Annotated in this window: 17 protein-coding genes; 10 read left to right on the forward strand and 7 right to left on the reverse strand. The window is 70.0% G+C overall.

Features of this window, described 5'->3' with window-relative positions; translation table 11 throughout:
* Positions 1–22 precede the first annotated feature (22 nt).
* A complete protein-coding gene (locus AB0J16_RS56425; RefSeq protein ID WP_358556673.1) occupies positions 23–1,465 on the forward strand; it encodes a GH1 family beta-glucosidase in 1,443 nt (480 codons plus the stop codon).
* Between the two features lie 190 nt (positions 1,466–1,655).
* The gene (locus tag AB0J16_RS56430; protein WP_358556675.1) at positions 1,656–2,678 is read left to right on the forward strand and encodes a zinc-dependent alcohol dehydrogenase family protein; all 1,023 of its coding nucleotides are present in this window, start codon (positions 1,656–1,658) and stop codon (positions 2,676–2,678) included.
* A gap of 61 nt (positions 2,679–2,739) precedes the next feature.
* Here the strand turns inward: AB0J16_RS56430 and AB0J16_RS56435 are convergent, their stop codons facing one another.
* Together AB0J16_RS56435 and AB0J16_RS56440 are read right to left on the reverse strand one after the other, a co-directional pair.
* Positions 2,740–3,537 carry an alpha/beta fold hydrolase gene (locus tag AB0J16_RS56435; RefSeq protein ID WP_358556678.1) on the reverse strand — a complete coding sequence of 266 codons (798 nt, stop codon included), beginning with the start codon at positions 3,535–3,537 and terminating at the stop codon, positions 2,740–2,742.
* Positions 3,538–3,830: 293 nt separating this feature from the next.
* Positions 3,831–4,064 (reverse strand): cation transporter, encoded by a 234-nt coding sequence (locus tag AB0J16_RS56440; protein WP_358556681.1) that lies wholly within the window; start codon positions 4,062–4,064, stop codon positions 3,831–3,833.
* A 239-nt stretch (positions 4,065–4,303) separates the two neighbouring features.
* Here AB0J16_RS56440 and AB0J16_RS56445 point away from each other — a divergent pair, with 239 nt between their 5' ends.
* Positions 4,304–5,230 (forward strand): helix-turn-helix transcriptional regulator, encoded by a 927-nt coding sequence (locus AB0J16_RS56445; protein ID WP_358556684.1) that lies wholly within the window; start codon positions 4,304–4,306, stop codon positions 5,228–5,230.
* A gap of 67 nt (positions 5,231–5,297) precedes the next feature.
* On the opposite strand, the gene AB0J16_RS56450 is transcribed toward AB0J16_RS56445, so the two are convergent.
* Both AB0J16_RS56450 and AB0J16_RS56455 read right to left on the reverse strand, forming a co-directional pair.
* Positions 5,298–6,074 carry a hypothetical protein gene (locus AB0J16_RS56450; RefSeq protein ID WP_358556687.1) on the reverse strand — a complete coding sequence of 259 codons (777 nt, stop codon included), beginning with the start codon at positions 6,072–6,074 and terminating at the stop codon, positions 5,298–5,300.
* Between the two features lie 518 nt (positions 6,075–6,592).
* Positions 6,593–7,195 (reverse strand): CGNR zinc finger domain-containing protein, encoded by a 603-nt coding sequence (locus tag AB0J16_RS56455; protein WP_358556690.1) that lies wholly within the window; start codon positions 7,193–7,195, stop codon positions 6,593–6,595.
* Between the two features lie 110 nt (positions 7,196–7,305).
* Here AB0J16_RS56455 and AB0J16_RS56460 point away from each other — a divergent pair, with 110 nt between their 5' ends.
* The 3 genes from AB0J16_RS56460 to AB0J16_RS56470 all read left to right on the forward strand — a co-directional run bounded on the left by AB0J16_RS56460 (position 7,306) and on the right by AB0J16_RS56470 (position 9,265).
* Positions 7,306–7,758, forward strand: coding sequence for a VOC family protein (locus tag AB0J16_RS56460; protein WP_358556693.1), 453 nt, complete (start codon positions 7,306–7,308; stop codon positions 7,756–7,758).
* Between the two features lie 31 nt (positions 7,759–7,789).
* Positions 7,790–8,674 (forward strand): pyridoxamine 5'-phosphate oxidase family protein, encoded by an 885-nt coding sequence (locus AB0J16_RS56465; RefSeq protein ID WP_358556696.1) that lies wholly within the window; start codon positions 7,790–7,792, stop codon positions 8,672–8,674.
* Between the two features lie 135 nt (positions 8,675–8,809).
* Positions 8,810–9,265 (forward strand): nuclear transport factor 2 family protein, encoded by a 456-nt coding sequence (locus tag AB0J16_RS56470; protein WP_358556699.1) that lies wholly within the window; start codon positions 8,810–8,812, stop codon positions 9,263–9,265.
* Between the two features lie 32 nt (positions 9,266–9,297).
* Here AB0J16_RS56470 and AB0J16_RS56475 read toward each other — a convergent pair whose 3' ends face one another.
* Both AB0J16_RS56475 and AB0J16_RS56480 read right to left on the reverse strand, forming a co-directional pair.
* Complete coding sequence (locus AB0J16_RS56475) at positions 9,298–12,015, reverse strand: LuxR C-terminal-related transcriptional regulator (RefSeq protein WP_358556702.1); 2,718 nt, start codon at positions 12,013–12,015, stop codon at positions 9,298–9,300.
* Between the two features lie 180 nt (positions 12,016–12,195).
* Positions 12,196–12,618 (reverse strand): carboxymuconolactone decarboxylase family protein, encoded by a 423-nt coding sequence (locus AB0J16_RS56480; protein ID WP_358556705.1) that lies wholly within the window; start codon positions 12,616–12,618, stop codon positions 12,196–12,198.
* Between the two features lie 58 nt (positions 12,619–12,676).
* Here AB0J16_RS56480 and AB0J16_RS56485 point away from each other — a divergent pair, with 58 nt between their 5' ends.
* From AB0J16_RS56485 to AB0J16_RS56495, 3 genes are read left to right on the forward strand one after another with little or no spacing between them, the layout of a single operon-like run.
* The gene (locus AB0J16_RS56485) at positions 12,677–13,351 is read left to right on the forward strand and encodes a GNAT family N-acetyltransferase (protein WP_358556708.1); all 675 of its coding nucleotides are present in this window, start codon (positions 12,677–12,679) and stop codon (positions 13,349–13,351) included.
* Positions 13,352–13,394: 43 nt separating this feature from the next.
* Positions 13,395–13,769, forward strand: a complete 375-nt coding sequence (locus AB0J16_RS56490; protein ID WP_358556711.1) for a BlaI/MecI/CopY family transcriptional regulator — start codon at positions 13,395–13,397, stop codon at positions 13,767–13,769.
* Complete coding sequence (locus tag AB0J16_RS56495) at positions 13,766–14,716, forward strand: M56 family metallopeptidase (RefSeq protein WP_358556714.1); 951 nt, start codon at positions 13,766–13,768, stop codon at positions 14,714–14,716. Before AB0J16_RS56490 ends, AB0J16_RS56495 begins: the two co-directional genes overlap by 4 nt.
* 160 nt (positions 14,717–14,876) lie before the next feature.
* On the opposite strand, the gene AB0J16_RS56500 is transcribed toward AB0J16_RS56495, so the two are convergent.
* The gene (locus tag AB0J16_RS56500; protein WP_358556717.1) at positions 14,877–16,271 is read right to left on the reverse strand and encodes an MFS transporter; all 1,395 of its coding nucleotides are present in this window, start codon (positions 16,269–16,271) and stop codon (positions 14,877–14,879) included.
* Between the two features lie 78 nt (positions 16,272–16,349).
* On the opposite strand from AB0J16_RS56500, the gene AB0J16_RS56505 reads away from it, so the two are divergent.
* Complete coding sequence (locus AB0J16_RS56505; RefSeq protein ID WP_358556720.1) at positions 16,350–16,931, forward strand: TetR/AcrR family transcriptional regulator; 582 nt, start codon at positions 16,350–16,352, stop codon at positions 16,929–16,931.
* Positions 16,932–17,030: the final 99 nt, after the last annotated feature.

The following is a 17,030-nucleotide window of genomic DNA, read 5'->3' on the forward strand; positions in this document are numbered from 1 at the left end:
CGCCACGAAACGAGGACCCTTCATGACGCCCAACGGCGACGACTACCGCGAATCCGGCCTGACCTTCCCCGCCGGTTTCCTCTTCGGCTCCGCCACCGCCGCGTACCAGATCGAAGGCGCGGCCACCGAGGACGGGCGCGGGCCGTCCATCTGGGACACCTTCTCGCACACACCCGGCAAGGTGTGGAACGGCGACACGGGAGACGTGGCCGACGACCACTACCACCGCCTCGAAGAGGATCTCGACCTCATGAGCGAGCTCGGGCTGGAGGCCTACCGCTTCTCGATCGCCTGGCCGCGCATCCAGCCCACCGGTCGCGGCCCGGCCAACCCGAAGGGGCTGGACTTCTACAGCCGCCTCGTCGACGGCCTCCTCGCCCGCGGGATCACCCCTGTCGCCACCCTCTACCACTGGGACCTGCCCCAGGCGCTCGAGGACGAGGGCGGCTGGACCGACCGCCGGACGGCGTACGCCTTCGCCGACTACGCCCGCATCGTCGGCGAGGCGCTGGGCGACCGCGTCGCCGTGTGGACGACCCTCAACGAGCCCTGGTGCTCGGCCTACCTCGGCTACGGCTCGGGCGCGCACGCCCCCGGCCGTACCGACGGCGCCGCGGCTCTCGCGGCCGTGCACCACCTCAACCTGGCGCACGGCCTGGCCGTCCAGGAGCTGCGGCAGGTGGTCACCAACGCGCCCCAATACGCGATCACCCTCAATTTCCACGTCCTGCGGGGCGAGGGTGACGGCGGCGAGGAGGCCGTGCGCCGCATCGACGCCCTGGCAAACCGCGCCTTCACCGGGCCGCTGCTGCGCGGTGAATACCCGGCCGACCTGCTCAAGGACACCGCCGGCGTCACCGACTGGTCCTTCGTCCACGAGGGTGACCTCGCGGTCATCCACCAGCCGCTCGACCTGCTCGGCGTCAACTACTACTCGACCACGACCGTACGTCTCTGGGACGGCGCGAGCCCGCGGCAGAGCAACGACGGCCACAAGGACATGGGCGGCTCGCCCTGGCCGGGGGCCGACCAGGTGGAGTTCGTCGCGCAAGCCGGACCGTACACCGACATGGGCTGGAACATCGATCCGGGCGGCCTGGAGGAGCTTCTTCTCCACCTGCACGCCGAATTCCCCGGCCAGCCCCTCATCATCACGGAGAACGGCGCCGCCTTCCCGGACGAGCTCACCGTCGAGGCCGACGGGACGCGGGCCGTGCACGACGCTCTGCGTACCGACTACCTCCGGCGCCACTTCGTGGCCGCCCACCGCGCGCTCCAGGGCGGCGTCGACCTGCGCGGGTACTTCGTGTGGTCCCTCATGGACAACTTCGAGTGGGGGTACGGCTACTCCAAGCGGTTCGGCATCGTGCACGTCGACTACGACACGCTGCGGCGTACCCCGAAGGACAGCGCGCACTGGTACCGCGCTCTCATCACCGACCGCACCATCCCGGCGCTGCCCTGACATCGCGGCCGTCCCCCCTCTCGACCGGTTCAATCGGTCGAGAGGGCTCGTGGGCGGGAATCCGTACGCTGCCTCCCCGCAACGACATCGCCATCTTCTATGCCGATGACGGTCAAACGGCCCCGTGACCCGGCTTGATCCGCCTGGACCGCATCGACACTGGTCTCCAGATCATCAGCAAGGAGACCCGATGCGTGGCGCCGTACTGCACGCTCCCCGTGACGTCCGGGTGGAAGAGCGCGAGGACCCGAAGATCCTCACCCCCACCGACGCGATCATCCGCCTGCCCGCGACCTGTGTCTGCGGGTCGGACCTGTGGCCGTATCGCGGGATCGACGCCGTCCAGGAACCGTCCCCGATGGGTCACGAGTACGTCGGCATCGTCGAGGAGGTCGGCAGCCAGGTCACGACGATCCGGCCGGGCCAGTTCGTGATCGGGTCCTTCTTCGCCTCCGACAACACCTGCGAGATCTGCCGGGCCGGCTATCAGAGCTCCTGCGTTCACCGGGAGCTGATGGGCGCGCTCGGCGCCCAGGCGGAGCTGCTGCGTGTACCGCTCGCCGACGGCACGCTCGTCGCCACCCCGGAGATCCCCTCACCGGATCTCATTCCCAGCTTCCTGGCCGCGTCCGACGTGCTGGGCACCGGCTGGTTCGGCGCGATCGCCGCGCAGGCCGCCCCCGGCAAGACGGTCGTGGTCGTCGGGGACGGCGCGGTCGGCCTGCTCGCGGTGCTGGCCGCCAAGCAGCTCGGCGCGGAGCGGATCATCGCGATGAGCCGCCACGAGTCCCGGCAGCGGCTCGCCCGCGACTTCGGCGCGACGGACATCGTCACCGAACGCGGCGACGAGGGGGTAGCGATGATCAAGGAACTCACCGGCGGCCTCGGCGCCCACTCGGTCATCGAGGCCGTCGGCACCCAGGAGTCGATGATGCAGGCCATCCGCTCCACCCGCCCCGGCGGCTACGTCGGCTACGTGGGCGTCGCCCACGACGTCGCGCTGCCCGGAGAGGAGCTGTTCTTCTCCCATGTGCACCTGCACGGCGGGCCGGCCCCGGTCCGTCAGTATCTGCCCCAGTTCGTCGACCTGATCTTGGATCGCCAGATCGACCCCGGCAAGGTCTTCGACCTCGAACTACCGCTGGAGCAGGCCGCCGAGGGCTACCGGGCCATGGACGAACGCCGCGCCATCAAGGTCCTCCTGCGCCCATAGAATCCCGCCCACGCGGCGGCGGCCCCCGATGACATGGGGACCTTTTGAGCCGCCGCTTGCTTTACTGCGCGACGTGGGCGAGGGTACGCATGAGCTCCGTGGCGAAGGCGGGGACGTCGGTGACGAATCCGATGTGCCCACCGGGTAGCTCGACCACGTCTCTGCCCAGGTGCCGGCCCAGCTCCACGGTCGCCTCGTAGCACGGGCGTCCCTGTGATCGGCGGCCGGCCGCGGGGATGACGCGGTCGGCGTGCGGGGCGAGCGCGGCGAGATTCACGGGGGCGGGCGGGTACTGGCGCAGCTCGTGCTCGAACCAGTAGGCGGCGTTGGCGTCGTTCCTGGGAGCTCGGGCCATGTGCTGCTGATCCGATGGCGCGAACGTCCGTTCTCTGAACGCCCGCATCGCGGGCTCGATCCCTTCTCGCAGGTACAGGGCGTACACCTCGGAGAAGACCTCCGCCCACTTGTCGCCGTCAGGGAGCAGCCGCAGGGCGGGCGGCTCGTACGGGATGAGCGCGCGCACCACGGACGGGCGGCGGGCCAGGAGTTCCAGGGCGACGGTCGCCCCGGAGCTGGCGCCGAAGACGATCGCCGGGTCGGCACTCAGATGCTCGATCAGGCGCCGTACGTCGTCGGCGTCGGTTTCCAGGCGGCGGTCGTAGTCCTGCGGACCGTCGAGATGACTCCGGGAGAAGCCGCGGCGGTCGTAGACGACGACGGTGTGCCGCGCGGCCAGCTGCGGGATGAGCGCCCGGTAGACGTCGGCCACTCCGGGCGCTCCCGTGATCAGGACCATCACGGAGCCGCTGCCATGGGTCTCGTAGTAGAGGCGGGCCCCTGGGACTTCGAGAGTGCTCATGCGATGTGGACTCCTCGTGGGCTCTGCGGTTTTGCGATACAAAGTGTATATACCAGATTCACCTTGTCCACTTGGAGAGACAGAGCAGTCGCCCACCAGGATCCGATCTCGAAAGGACGGCCATCCAAAGCGCCGAAGCTCACCTCACGCTCGGCCTCACCCTGGCCGCCGTCCTGGCCGTGGCGCCGCACGCGAGCCTGGCGGCCGGCGTGTTCGTACCGTCGGGCAAGAGACACACCGTCGTAGGGCGGCGATCCGCCACACGTCTGCGTGGTGACGATCCACGCGGCACATCACGTCTCCACGACGTCGCAACCGGCCGCTTCCATGGCGGCCCGCACCTCCAGCTCGTTCACGGGGCCGTCGGTCAGGATGCTCACCCGAGATTGCGCCGGATCGACGTCCACCCCCACAACTCCCGGCACCTGGATGAGCTCCGCCTTCACGGCGCCAAGGCAGTGGGCGCACGTCTCCGGCGACAGGGCGGCGACACGATAGGCGACAAGGCTGTACGCAACGGTGATCACTGGGATTCCTCCTCGTTCGCGGCGATGATGTTTCGCCTCACTCCCCGATCGTGCTGCAGGCCAGGGTGCTTGTGGAGGGTGCGAGAGATTCCGAAGTAGGACATGGCGGAAATCAGAACTCTTTGCCGACAAAGGGGCTTATATGCCAATGTGCAGGGTTGATCCAACATGAAGGGAGTCGGGTGGACAGCGGGGCATTTTCCGGGGACGACGGTGTTGCGCGCTCTCTGTACGTCCGCATGCGCCAGGGAGGCGAGTCGCTTTCCGAAGCCGCGGCGAAGCTGAGCCTGACAGCGGCGGACATCGACCGGGCCCGCGACGAGCTCACCCGGCTCCACCTGCTGAACCCGGAGACACAGGCCGCCGCCGACCTGACCGCCGCGCTCAATCGCAGCCTGCAAGGCAGCCATCGCATGCTCGACGACCTCGTCGAGCAGCACGTCAAGATCGCCAAACTGGCCAAGCACTACCTCGGCCTGCCCGAGCGGACGGACAACCACGCCGATATTGAGTATTTCCCCTGGCCCGGCCACCGCCGGCAACTCCACGATCGGCTCAGCGAGCTGTCCGAACTGGCCGAACACGAGGTGCTCGGCATGCACCCGATCGCGGTCTGGACGCGTGAATCTCTCGACGCGGGCTTGGCGCGCAGCGAGGCGAACATCCGCAACGGCGTACGGTTGCGGAGTCTGCACGCCCAGATCGCCATGTCGAACCCGCTGATCCGCGAGTACATGGTGCGGTGGCGGGAGCTGGGCATGGAGGTACGGGTCACCCCGGTGATCCCCGCACGCATGGTCATCTACGACCGTACGACCGCCGTCGTCCAGACCGACCCTGACAACCTGGAGGCCGGCACTGTCCTGATCCGAGGCGCCGGCGTGGTGAAATCCCTCGCGGCGATCTACGACTACTGCTGGACGACCGCCTCCGAGCCCGAGGACGTGCCCCGCTCCGCCGACGGCTCCTCACTCACCGAACAGCAGCGCGCGGTGCTGCGCATGCTGGCCGCCGGCATGAAGGACTCCGCCATCGCCCGCGGCATGGGCGTCTCCACCCGTACCGTCACCCGCGTGGTGGGCGAGCTGACGGTGCTGCTGGGAGCGGGCAGCCGCTTCCAAGCAGGCGTCCGGGCGGCCCGGCTCGGCTGGCTCGACACCGACTGACCGCGCGCCGACGACCTGCGCCACGTACGGGAGCGGCGAGGCACCGTCCTGGCCGCTCCTCACTCCGTCAGTCGCCCAGAATCTGGGCCGTGGGCTGGGGCTGCTGCCACATGTCACGGCCGTTGCTCCACAGCTCGGTGGCATGGTAGGCGAACCGGTCGAACAGGCCGTCGTCCTGGCACCGCCTCAGGTGCAACATGGGCGAGTCGTGCCCGACCAGCTTGGCCAGATGAGGCGTGACAAGCATGTCCGAGTCGAACTGGAACACACTCATGGCGATGTGCGCGTCCCCGTACCGCGCCTCGATCCCGGGAACGTCGCGCAGCTGCTTGATCTCCGACAGCGTGATCCGGATACGCGTGGAGACGGTCAACGGGACGTTCTCCACTGCCTCACGGCTGCGCGTGACATCGCTCTCCGGGTCGCCGACGAGAAACCGGATCTTGCAGCCCTGCTGAGCCTTCCGTTTGAGGACCTTTGCCAGGTTCGGGTGTTCCAGCCATAGGAAGTAGTTCGTGTAACCGGCGAACACGATCTCATTTCGCGCGGAGTTGATGAGGTTGCGCCAAATTGATGTCGGGCATGCCGAACGATACGGATAAGTGGTCAAGACTTCCTTGTCCGGCCCCATTTTCACCGCATTGCGAATTGCGTCTGGCCATAGCACGGCTGTCTCAACTCCTAGTGCCTCTGCGGCGGCCCACTGGTGCCGCAGGTGCGGGACACGAGTCTCGTCCTGCAGCCAGCGTTCCACCGTCTTGACGTCCACGCCACACCGGTCGGCCAAATCCTGGTTCGTGACCTGGGCGTTCAGCATGGCACTGCGTAGGGCGACGTTAGCCACGGGACACCTTGGGGTGGAGGACGCCAGGGACGTTTTGAGCGTAACGCCATAACGTCCTGGACGTCTAAATAACGCGGTTGGTTCGTCGCTCTTCAGTAAGCAGGCTGACCACATGTTCACGCCGGTAATTCTCGAAGACCTCCAGGAGACTTTTCCTGGTTGGCGCATTTGGCGCAGTTCCGCAGGACGCCTGTGGGCAACTCGAAACGGCCGACACCTATCGCCGCACGAGGTGGATCACGGTCTCTGCCAGACGGTCGACGCCGATGACATCGCCCAGCTCGCCGAGCAGTTGAGACAGCAGGACGCCGTAGAACGAGCACTGTGAACACTCTCTACGTCGAACACTCTCTACGTCGAACACTCTCTACGTCGAACACCCTCTACGTCGAACACCCTCTACGTCACGAGCGCCTCAACGGCGCGGCCCAGCGGCGTCCGCGACCGTACCCGCCAGGAATCGGACGAGTAGTCCCCGATGAGGCCCACCACTCCGTCCGCCCCCAGGGCCATGACCATCAACCCTCGGCCCCCTGCCGCACCTTGGCGTAGTGACGGGCAGCTCGCGCCCGGTTGCCGCAACCGGGTGAGCACCACTCGCGCCGTGCGGTGTCGCGGACGAAGTACAGCACGCAGCCCGGGCCATGGCAGGCGGACAACTGCTCACGTAGTGGCCCGGCGAACAGGTCGATGGCGTCTTCGGCCAGTGCGGCGAGGGCGGCGGCTACCGGGCGGCCCGCGGCGCGCACCGTCGTGTGCGGCTCAGGGGTGGTGCGCAACTCGCGCCAGCGCGGGGTCTGCCCCGCGTGACGATTGAGGGTCGCGACCACGTCCGCATCGGGTTCGCGGTCGTTGACGGCCGCGGCGGCGAGGGCTCGGACAGCGTCTCGGAGCTCCCTGGCCAGGCGCAGGTCACCGTCGGTCACGCCCTCGATGTCGGCATCGGTGAGTGCGACCGCGAGGCGTGGGCGCATGTCGCGCAGCCAGGCCGCCAGGTACTCGACGCTCCGCAAGCCATCCCTGCGGCGGCCCCTTACCGCGTACGTGGTGTTGCCGAGTTCGATGGACGGCGGTCCACCGAGGAACGGAGCGCCGCCATCCGCGAGGTGTGCCACTTCCACTCTTCTAACGCTATCTCCAGCTTGACACCGTTACAAACCACACGACATATTCTAATGGTCCACCGAGCGGTGAACCGTGAGAAATGACGCCTTCACACTGGAGATCCCGTATGAGCACACCGGCCCTGCAGACCGGGCACGTCGGCCTGAACGTGACCGATTTGCCGCGTTCCATTGCCTTCTACCGCCAGGTCTTCGACTTCGAGGTCATGAGCGAGCGGACCGACGGCGACCGCAGATACGCCTTGCTCGGCCGCGACGGCACCCTGCTGGTCACGTTGTGGCAGCAGAGCGGCGGTACGTTCGCCACCGACCAGCCCGGCCTGCACCACCTGTCGTTCCAGGCGCCCGACATCGAGGCGGTTCGTCGCGCCGAGGCCACCTTGCGGGAGCTCGGCGTACAGCCGGCCTATGACGGGATCGTCCCGCACGGCGAGGGCTCGTCGTCCGGAGGTGTCTTCTTCGCCGACCCGGACGGCATCCGCCTGGAGATCTATGCGCTGAGCGGCGCCGACACCGCGCCCGCGCCCACGCCGGGCGCACCGACCTGCGGCTTCTTCTAACAGAGGCGCCCGCGCCGGAAAGGGATCCCTCATGCTTCACCAAGGCGAACACGCAGTACAGCGCCGCGCCGGTCTGAGCACCGACGGCTTGGGATCAGCCGGCGTGCGGGCGACCATCCCGCCAGTGGCGGCGGAGTTCCTCAGCCGGCAGCGCCTGATGGTGCTCGCGGCCGCCGACGACACCGGCGCGGCCTGGGCCGGCGTGCTCACCGGCCCGCCCGGCTTCGCCACCGCCCCCGACGACCGTACCGTCATCGCCGACCGGCTTCCCGGCACCGGTGATCCGCTCGCGGACCTCTTCGACACCGAGCGGCCGGTGGGCATGCTCATGATCGAGCCGGCCACCCGGAGACGGATGCGGGTCAACGGCCGCGCCCGCCGTCACGGAGATCAGCTCCTGGTACGCACCGAACAGGTGTACTCCAACTGCCCGAAATACCTTCAAACTCGCGCCTACATCGACGACTCGCCCGCTGCGCGCAGGACCGCACTCGTCACCGGCGAACTCACCACCGGTCAACAGCAGTGGATCGCCGCGGCCGACACGTTCTTCATCGGCACCTATGCGGCTGGGCTCGGGGCCGACGCCTCACACCGCGGCGGCAACCCCGGCTTCGTCACAGTGCCCGGCAGCCGCCGGCTGACCTGGCCCGACTACGTGGGCAACTCGATGTACATGACGCTGGGCAACCTTGAGCTCGAGCCGCGCTGCGGGCTGCTGTTCCTGGACTGGGAGAACGGTCACACCCTGCACCTGACCGGCCGCGCCCGCGTCGACTGGGACCAGGACCGGGCGGCCGCGGTGCCCGGCGCGCAACGGCTGATCGACTTCGACGTCGAAAGAGTCATCCAGATCGCCGGTGGCCTCCCCCAGCGATGGTCCTTCGACAAGTACTCCAGGTTCAACCCCGCCTGAACACCCCGCAGCTGGGAGGCGGCCCGCGCCTGCCCCGTACAGGCCATCTACCTGGACGGGGACTGACCCAGGTGGCTGATCCGGGTAGAGCACTGGTACACCCACCTACCGTCACCTGCTGACCAAGGAGCACAAATGACCCGTCCACCTGTCCCGCCCTTCACCGCCGAGACCGCGCACGCCAAGGTGCAGGCCGCTGAGGACGCCTGGAACACCCGCGATCCGGAGCGCGTGGCACTCGCCTACACGCCGGACTCGATCTGGCGCAATCGCGACGAGTTCGTCACCGGCCGAGCGGAGATCATCGCGTTCCTGACCCGCAAGTGGGCCAAGGAACTCGATTACGCGCTCCGCAAGGACCTCTGGGCGTTCACCGGCGACCGGATCGCCGTCCGTTTCCAGTACGAATGCCACGACGCCGACGGACGATGGTGGCGCAGCTACGGCAACGAGCTCTGGGAGTTCGACGCCGATGGGCTGATGCGACGGCGCGAGGCGAGCATCAACGACCTCCAGATCACCGCCGAGGAGCGCCGCATCTTCGGCCCACGCCAGGCCGGCGATCAAGGCATGTCCATTCCGCTGGCATAGGCCCAGAACTGCCACAACGAGCCGACCCGGCGTCACTCGGCCGTGTGCAGAACTACCAGTCGCGCCAGATCCGTACGGGAGCCGATGCCCAGCTTCGGATAGATCTTGTACAGGTGATATTCGACCGTGCGCGGGCTCAGGAAGAGCTGGGCGGCGATCTGCTTGCTCGACAACCCGTCGGCGACCAGGCCCGCGATACGCAGCTCCTGCGGGGTCAGCGCGTCGAGCACGGCCGCGGGCGGGGCCTGCCCGCTCTCCCCCGCCGCCCGCAACTCCTCCTGCGCGCGCCGCGCCCACGGCCGGGCGCCCGCCCGTTCGAAGGTCTCCCACGCCGTCCGCAGACGCGTCCGTGCCTCACCCGGCCGCTGTGCCCTGCGCAGGCGCTCACCCAGCAGCAGGGCCGTCCTGGCCGCCTCGAACGGGTTGGTGTGCAGCCGCAGCGCCTCGCCGAAGGCGTCCTCGGACGACTCGACCAGGCCCCGGCAACGGGCCAACAGGGCGTGCGACTCGGCCGTAGCGGCGTGCGTCGACCACTGCTCGTACGCGGCCAGCACCGCCCGGGCGCCCGCCTCGTCGCCCGCGCCCACGGCGGCCTCGACGCGGTCCGGGGCCGTACGCCACACCACGGTCGGATGCCCGGCGCCCGGCCCTGCCGCGGTGATGGCCGTGAAACGGTCGTGCGCCGCCGCGAACCGGCCCAGGCACAGGTCGAGCAGCGCCAGCGCGTACGACGCGACGCCCGCGCGCAACCCGACCCGGTGCGGGACAGCGATGGCCAGCGCCTCGCGGGCCTGCCGCTCGCAGGGCTCCTCCTCGCCCCGCAGCGCCGCCACCACCGCCAGGTTGGCCAGGTGCGCGGCCACCGTGTTCTCATACCCGGCCTCACGAGCCAGCTCCAGGCCCTCCTCGGAGACGGCCTGGCTGCGCGCCAGCCGCCCCGCGATGCGCTCGGCCGTCGCCACGAACTCCAGCACGACCGGCAACTGGCCGCTCATCCCCGACACCCTGGCCACCTGCCCGGCCCGATCGGCCATCTCGGCGGCCAGGTCTCCCTCGCCCAAGTAGCTGGCCGCGGCCGCCGCCCACAGGTACTCCGCCGCGTCCTCCAGCTCACCGACCCGGGCCAGCGCCCGCCGCAGCAGGCCCGGCCCGGCGGCGTCGCCGTCCAGCGTCAGCCCGATCCCGGCCACCGTGTCCCGCAGGAAGCCCTCAGGATGCGCTGCGGCCCGCCGGCCGAGCTCGGCGATGGCCGCCGTGTCGCCGACGTACGAGGCCGCCTCCACGGCATCGGCCAGCATGTCCAGGCTCTCACCCGCCGCCAGGATCCGTACGGCTTCGGCGGCGTTGCCCGAGTTCAGCTCGAATCGGCCCCGGAGCTGGGCGATCTCCATGGCCAGCATGGCGTCCCCGCCGGCCCGTTCGCGCGCCTCGGCCAGCAGCGACTCCGCCTGTCCCGGGCGGCCGCCGAGCCAGGCCGCGACGGCGGCGTCCTTCAGGCGGACGGCACGGGCGCGCGGCTCGGGGGTCAACTCGGCGGCCCTGGCCAGGGCGGTGGCGGCGGCGCCGTACCCGCCACGGTCTCGCGCCCGCTCGGCGGCGGCCACCAGCGCGGCGGCGACCTGCTCGTCCTGGCCCAGGGCCGCTTCGGCCAGGTGCCAGGCGCGGCGGTCATCCGAGGCCAGCTCCGCGAGGACGGCGTGCACGCGGCGGACGTCGGCGGGGGCGGCCGCCTCGTGCACCGCGGATCGGATGAGCGGATGACGGAAACGCACGCTCGTGCCCGACACCCCGGCCAACCCGGACTCCTCCAGCTCAGCCAGCGCCACCCGCGTGCTCGTACCGGGCCGAACCGCTTGCTCGGCCAAGGCCGTCCGCGTGCTCGTACCGGGCTGAACCGTTTGCTCGGCGAACAGCCGGTCGGTGGCGCGCAGGATCAGGTCGAGGTCGGCCTCGACGGCGGCGGCCAGGGCGACCAGCCGAGCAGGGGCGGACAGCGCGGCCACCTGATCACCGAAGAGCCGGGCACCACCGGGCAGCGGGTCGGGCAGCGGTTCGCGCCCGGCGAGCTGCGCGCGCGTCAGGCGAGCGGCGACCTCGCCCAGGGCGAGCGGGTTCGCGCGGGTCAACGTGACAAGCTCGCGTGCCACCTGGGCGGGCAGCACACCGCAGCGGGACTCCAGCAACTCGGCCGCGGCGGACTCGGACAGGCCGCGCACGTCCATCGTCAGCGGCACACCCTTGACAGGGGCGTCCCCGCGCACGGCGAACAACATCGCGATCCGTTCCGTCCCCAACCGCCTGGCGGCGAACAGCAGCGCGTCGGCCGAAGCCCGGTCCACCCACTGGAAGTCGTCGACCACGCAGATCAGCCCGTCCGGCGCGGCGGCCTCGGCCAGCAGCGAGAGCACGCCGGCCCCCACCAGGAACCGATCGCCCACACTGCCCGCGGCAAGCCCCAAGGCCGCGCTCACAGCCACGCGCTGCGGCTCGGGCAGCGCGTCGAGCGAGCCGGTCACCGGCCACAGCACCTGGTGCAGCGCCGCGAACGCGAGGTCGGACTCCGACTCGACGCCAGTGGTCCGCAACACCCGCATCCCGCCACCGCGCGCGGCCGCCGCGTCAAGCAGGGCGGTCTTGCCCGTCCCCGCCTTGCCCCGCAACACCACCGCACTCCCGAGGCCATCACGGGCCCGCGTGATCACCTCGTCGAGTGCGCTGATCTCCACAGATCTTCCATAAAGCACAAACACCCACTGTAGGAGGCCTCGGATGATCGCCCCGCCGACCGCAGGCCCGGCCTCACCCGTTAGGCCGGTATCTGCGACCTACACGGTCTCTTCTGCCGGCTCCAAGCCCACCAGTAGGTTGAAAGCGCCGGTCAGGAGATTGAGGGCGACGACGCCCACGATCTCCGCCACGATCCGGTCGCTCTAGCCATGCGCCCGCACCTCCGCGACGTCCTCATCCGTGATCGCCGACGGCTCGGCCAGCACGCGTACGGCCAGGGCGATGAGCGCCGCCTCCCTGGCGTCGGTGGACGTGCCCTGCCGGGCCAGCGCGATGTCGCTCTCGCTGAGCCCCGCCGCGCGCCCGCCCTCGGCATGCGCCTGAAGGCAGTGGCCGCAGCCGATCCATTCCTGCACGGCGAGCGAGATCTTCTCGCTGAGCGCGCGGGGCAGCTTGACGCGCTTCATGGCGCGCGAGAGGTCCAGGTATCCCTGGAGCAGCGCGGGTGAGTGGGCCATGGTGGCGACCATGTCGCCCACGCCACCCCTCCTGCCGATGATGTCGTTCAGCAGCTCTCTGGATTTCTCCGGCGCCGCAGCGGGATCGAGGGGGGCCAACCGTCGCATATGTCCTCCTAAGGTTTCTCGGATACCCTACCCCCCTAATGTATGAAGGAGGAAGGCGATGGAGCGACGGCTCATGGAGCACCTGTCCTGCTGGCTTGGCGGCCGGCCTGCCACGAGCGGGCTGGACATCATCGGCACCCCCAAGCGCACCAGCCCAGGATGGGACGGCAAGATCCACCCGGCCCTGGGAGTCGCAAGCCCGGAGGGCGGCGTGTTGTCGGTCCCTGCCGAGCACGCCGCGACCGTGGCGGAGCAGTACGCCAAGGACGGCAAGGACCTCACCGCGTTGGGACCACGGATTCCCGGCCTGGTCGGCTTTCCCGAGCGCGGCTGGTTCACCGCCGTCTATCGGTGGACCACACACCCACCGCCTTTCCCTGACGCAGGCGTCTGGGTACCCGCCGATTCCCCGGAGACCCCCGAGTGGCTGCGACCTTTCGGCGGGGACGTCCTGGTCGCCACGGATCCGGCGACCGGCGAACACCTGGCGGGAGTGGGGATCAAACGACACGACGCCCACGGGCACGAACTCGCCGTCGTGACCGCCCCCCAAGCACGCGGCCGTGGCCTGGCACGGAGGCTCGTCGCCCAGGCGGCCCGGCGGGTGCTGGACGAGGGCGCGATCCCCATCTACATGCACGATCCCGCGAACCTCGCCTCCGCCGCGGTCGCCGAAGCGGCGGGCTTCAGCGACCTGGGGTGGCTCGCCTTCGGCGCGACCGAGGCTCGCTAGCGCCAGCGAGCGGTATGACTACGATCGCCGGTAGGATCAGTGCATGATACGAGGCCTGGGTGAGCTCGAATCCACGATCATGGATTGGTTGTGGGCGCGGCGCCGACCGGCTTCCGTACGCGACGTGCTGGAGGGTCTGCGTCAGGAGCGGGTGATCGCGTACACCACGGTGATGACCGTGATGGACAACCTGCACACCAAGGGCCTGCTCAAGCGCCGGCCCATCGGCCGGGCCTACGTCTACGAGACGGTCGCGTCGAAGGAGGCCTATACCGCCGGCCTGATGCGCAGCGCGCTGGCGGGCAGCGGCAACCAGGCCGCCACGCTCGTGCACTTCCTGGAGCAGCTCACTCCAGAAGAGGCCGCGGCGCTGGAGGCGGCGTTGCAGGTGTTCCCGCCCCGCGGAAGGCCGGCATGATCGCCGCCATCGTCCTGATGCTCTACACGATCGTCGCCGCCATCTGGCTGCCCGAGCTGGGCCGGCGGGCGGCGCGCTGGGCCGAGCGGGCGCCGCGGCTGGCGATCGTGTTGTGGCAGGCGGCCGGCGTGTCGGTGGTCGCCTCGGCGGTGCTGGCCGCGCTGGCCTTCGCCGTGCCCGCGGACGTCGTTGGGCACGGCTTGGCCGAACTGTTCGCGATCTGCGCCGACATGCTGAGCGACGGTTCCGGCCTGACGTGGACGAGTGCCGTGGCACTGTCGGCGGCTGCCCTGCTCCTGGCCAGGGCCGCCTACTGTGGCGCGGCGGTGCTGCTCAGAGCCCATGTCGAACGTCGCGAGCACGCGGCCATGCTCGACCTCCTGGGCCAGCATGACAACGACCTGGGCGCGGTGGTGATCGACTACGCCGAACGACTGGCCTACTGCGTGCCCGGCAGGCGCGCCAAGATGGTCATCACCACGGGTGCGCTGCACACCCTGGCGCCCGAGCAGGTCACCGCGGTCCTGGAGCACGAGCGTGCGCACCTCCGCGGCCGCCATCACCTCGCGCTGGCCGCCGCCGAAGCCCTGGCCAGGGCGTTTCCCGGCGTCCCGCTGTTCGAGCGGGCCAGGACGGAGATCACCCGGCTGATCGAACTGTTGGCCGACGACGTCGCCGCCCGCCGCCACCCCCGCGCGCAGATCGCCGCCGCGCTGGTCCGCCTGGCCACCGGCCGAGCGCCCGCCTTCACCCTCGGCGCGGGCGGCGAGACGGCGCTCACCCGGGTACGCCGCATGCTCAACCCTGAGGCGCCGCTCCGCCGCCGAGAACGCCTGGCCGGGCTGGCGGCGGTCGCCGTACTACTGGGCGGGCCCGCGATGGTCGCGCTGGTGCCCGGCGTCAGCTCCTTCCTCGCCCATCACTGCCATTCGCTCTTCATGCTTTGATCTACCGTCTGCCCTAGTAGACCAACCTCCCCACAGTGGTGCTGGCCGTGGCGTTGGCCTTCGTGTTGACGACGCCGGTGAACAAATGGCTGATCGGCCGGGGCAAGGGCCATGCGGTGATGCACCAGTACCACCACGGCCACTGAACGCTTGGCCCCTTTCATGCCGCTGGACCCTTTCTGCCGGGGATGAAGGTGATCGCGAGGGCGGCACACAGCGCCATCAGGACGGCGGACAAGACGAAGGCGAGGCCGTACCCGTCGGTGAGCGCCGCGCTCAGCGGCGTCCCCGCCTGGAGCCGATCATCGGTACGGGCGGCGGCCGAGGTCGCCAGGACCGCCAGCCCGAGCGCGCCACCGAGCTGGGCACTGACGTTGAGCACCGCGGCGGCCACACCGCTCTCGGACGACGGCACGCGGGACAGCGCGGCATCGGTGAGCGGCACGACCATGATCCCGTGTCCGACACCCACGACCACCATGGGCACGATCAGGCTCACGAGCAGCCCGGCGTCCGGCGAGATCCAGGCCAGCGGCAGCAGGCCGGCGGCGGCGACCAGCGCGCCGAACGCCAGGACCGGCCGCGCGCCCAGGCGGCCGACCAGCAACGGGCCGAGCCACGAGGCGCCGACCATGACGACGGTCATCGGCACGTACGCCAGACCCGTCACCAGCGCCGAAAAGCCGAGTACCTCCTGCATGAACAAGGTGGCCAGGTAGAACAGGCCGAACAACGCACTGGCCCGTACCACTTGGATCAGGTTGGCCCCCGCCACGGAGCGGATGCGGAACAGCCTGAAATCGACGACCGGCCGCCGCGCGACGGCGTTCTCGTGGACGGCGAAGTAGCCCAGCAACGCCGCCCCGACGAGCAGGAGCCCCCATTCCGCGCGCAGTACCGCGTAGATCAGTAGCCCGACCCCCAGCGTGACGGTCGCCGCCCCCACGACATCGAACCCCCGGCCCGATCGGGGCTCGCCACGCGCGGGCAGAACACGGCCGGCGGCCACCAGCAGCACGCCGATCGGCACGTTGATGAAGAAGATCCACCGCCAGCCCGGCCCGTCGGCGAGCAGCCCGCCCGCGACCAGTCCCAGCGCGCTGCTCACCGCCGTAGCCGTCCCCCACACGGCCAGCGCGCGGCTGCGCGGCCGCCCCTCGGGGAAGATCAAGGTGATCATGGCCAGGGTCATCGGCGCGACCAGCGCGGCCGCCAGCCCCTGCACGCCCCGAGCGCCGACCAGCGCACCGGCGCTCGGCGCCAGCCCCGCCACCAGCGACGCCCCGGTGAACAGCGCGATGCCGCCCATCAGGACCCGCCGATGGCCGAGCAGATCGCCCAGCCTCCCGCCGAGCAGCAGAAAACCCCCAAAAGGCACCATGTACGCGTTCACCACCCAGGACAGATCAGCCGCCGAGAAGGCCAGCTCGTCCTTGATCGCGGGTAACGCCACGTTCACCACCGTGCTGTCGACGGCGTCCAGCACTTGCGCCAGGCACAACGCGACCAAGGCCACCACATGCCCCCGCGTCCACACGAACTCCCGTGCCTTCATATCCCTCCTCAGAATGAACGCTCGCTCATACAGTATGAGCGAGCGTTCATTCTGGCAAGGCCGGTAAACTCCGGAGCCATGTCACCGCGCGGCGTCACCATCCCCGAAGTACGGCAGCAGCTCTTCGACGCCGCTGAGCAGGTCCTGCTGCGCGAGGGACCCTCCGGGCTGACCAGCCGGGCGATCACCCTGGAGGCCGGGGTCGCCGCCGGACTGCTCCACAACCACTTCGGCGACCTGGACAGCTTCCTGGCCGCGCTCTTCGTCGACCGGGCGCGGGCGGCGAACGGACGCCTCCGAGAGCTGGCCGCCCACGCCGGATCGGGGACCGTGGTGGACAACGTGATGGCGACCGTCGAGCCGCTGCTCGCCGGCAACCTGCTCGCGCTGGGCGGGCTCGCCCTGGCCAGGCCGTCCATGGTGAGCAAGCTGGGCACGCACGGCGAGGGGGCGCTGGAGCTGGATGCGAACGAGTGCGTGATCGCCGACTACCTGGAGGCCGAGCAACGGCTCGGCCGCATCCCCGCCGACGCCGACACCGCCTCAATCGCGCTCGCCCTGGTCGGGGCGGCGCATCAACTCCTGCTGACGCGCGGCCCGGACGCGCCGGACCTACGCGAGCGCATACGCCGCGTGGCGGACGCACTCCTCACCCGCTGACGCCCACGCGTGACAGACGCACTCCTCACCCGACGAAGCCCAGCGGCCCGTCGCGCTATCGGAGTCTCACGCTCCTCGCCCTGCTGCGACCCAGTGGCC

The sequence above is a fragment of the Nonomuraea sp. NPDC049750 genome, from assembly GCF_040659625.1.
Classification (GTDB): domain Bacteria; phylum Actinomycetota; class Actinomycetes; order Streptosporangiales; family Streptosporangiaceae; genus Nonomuraea.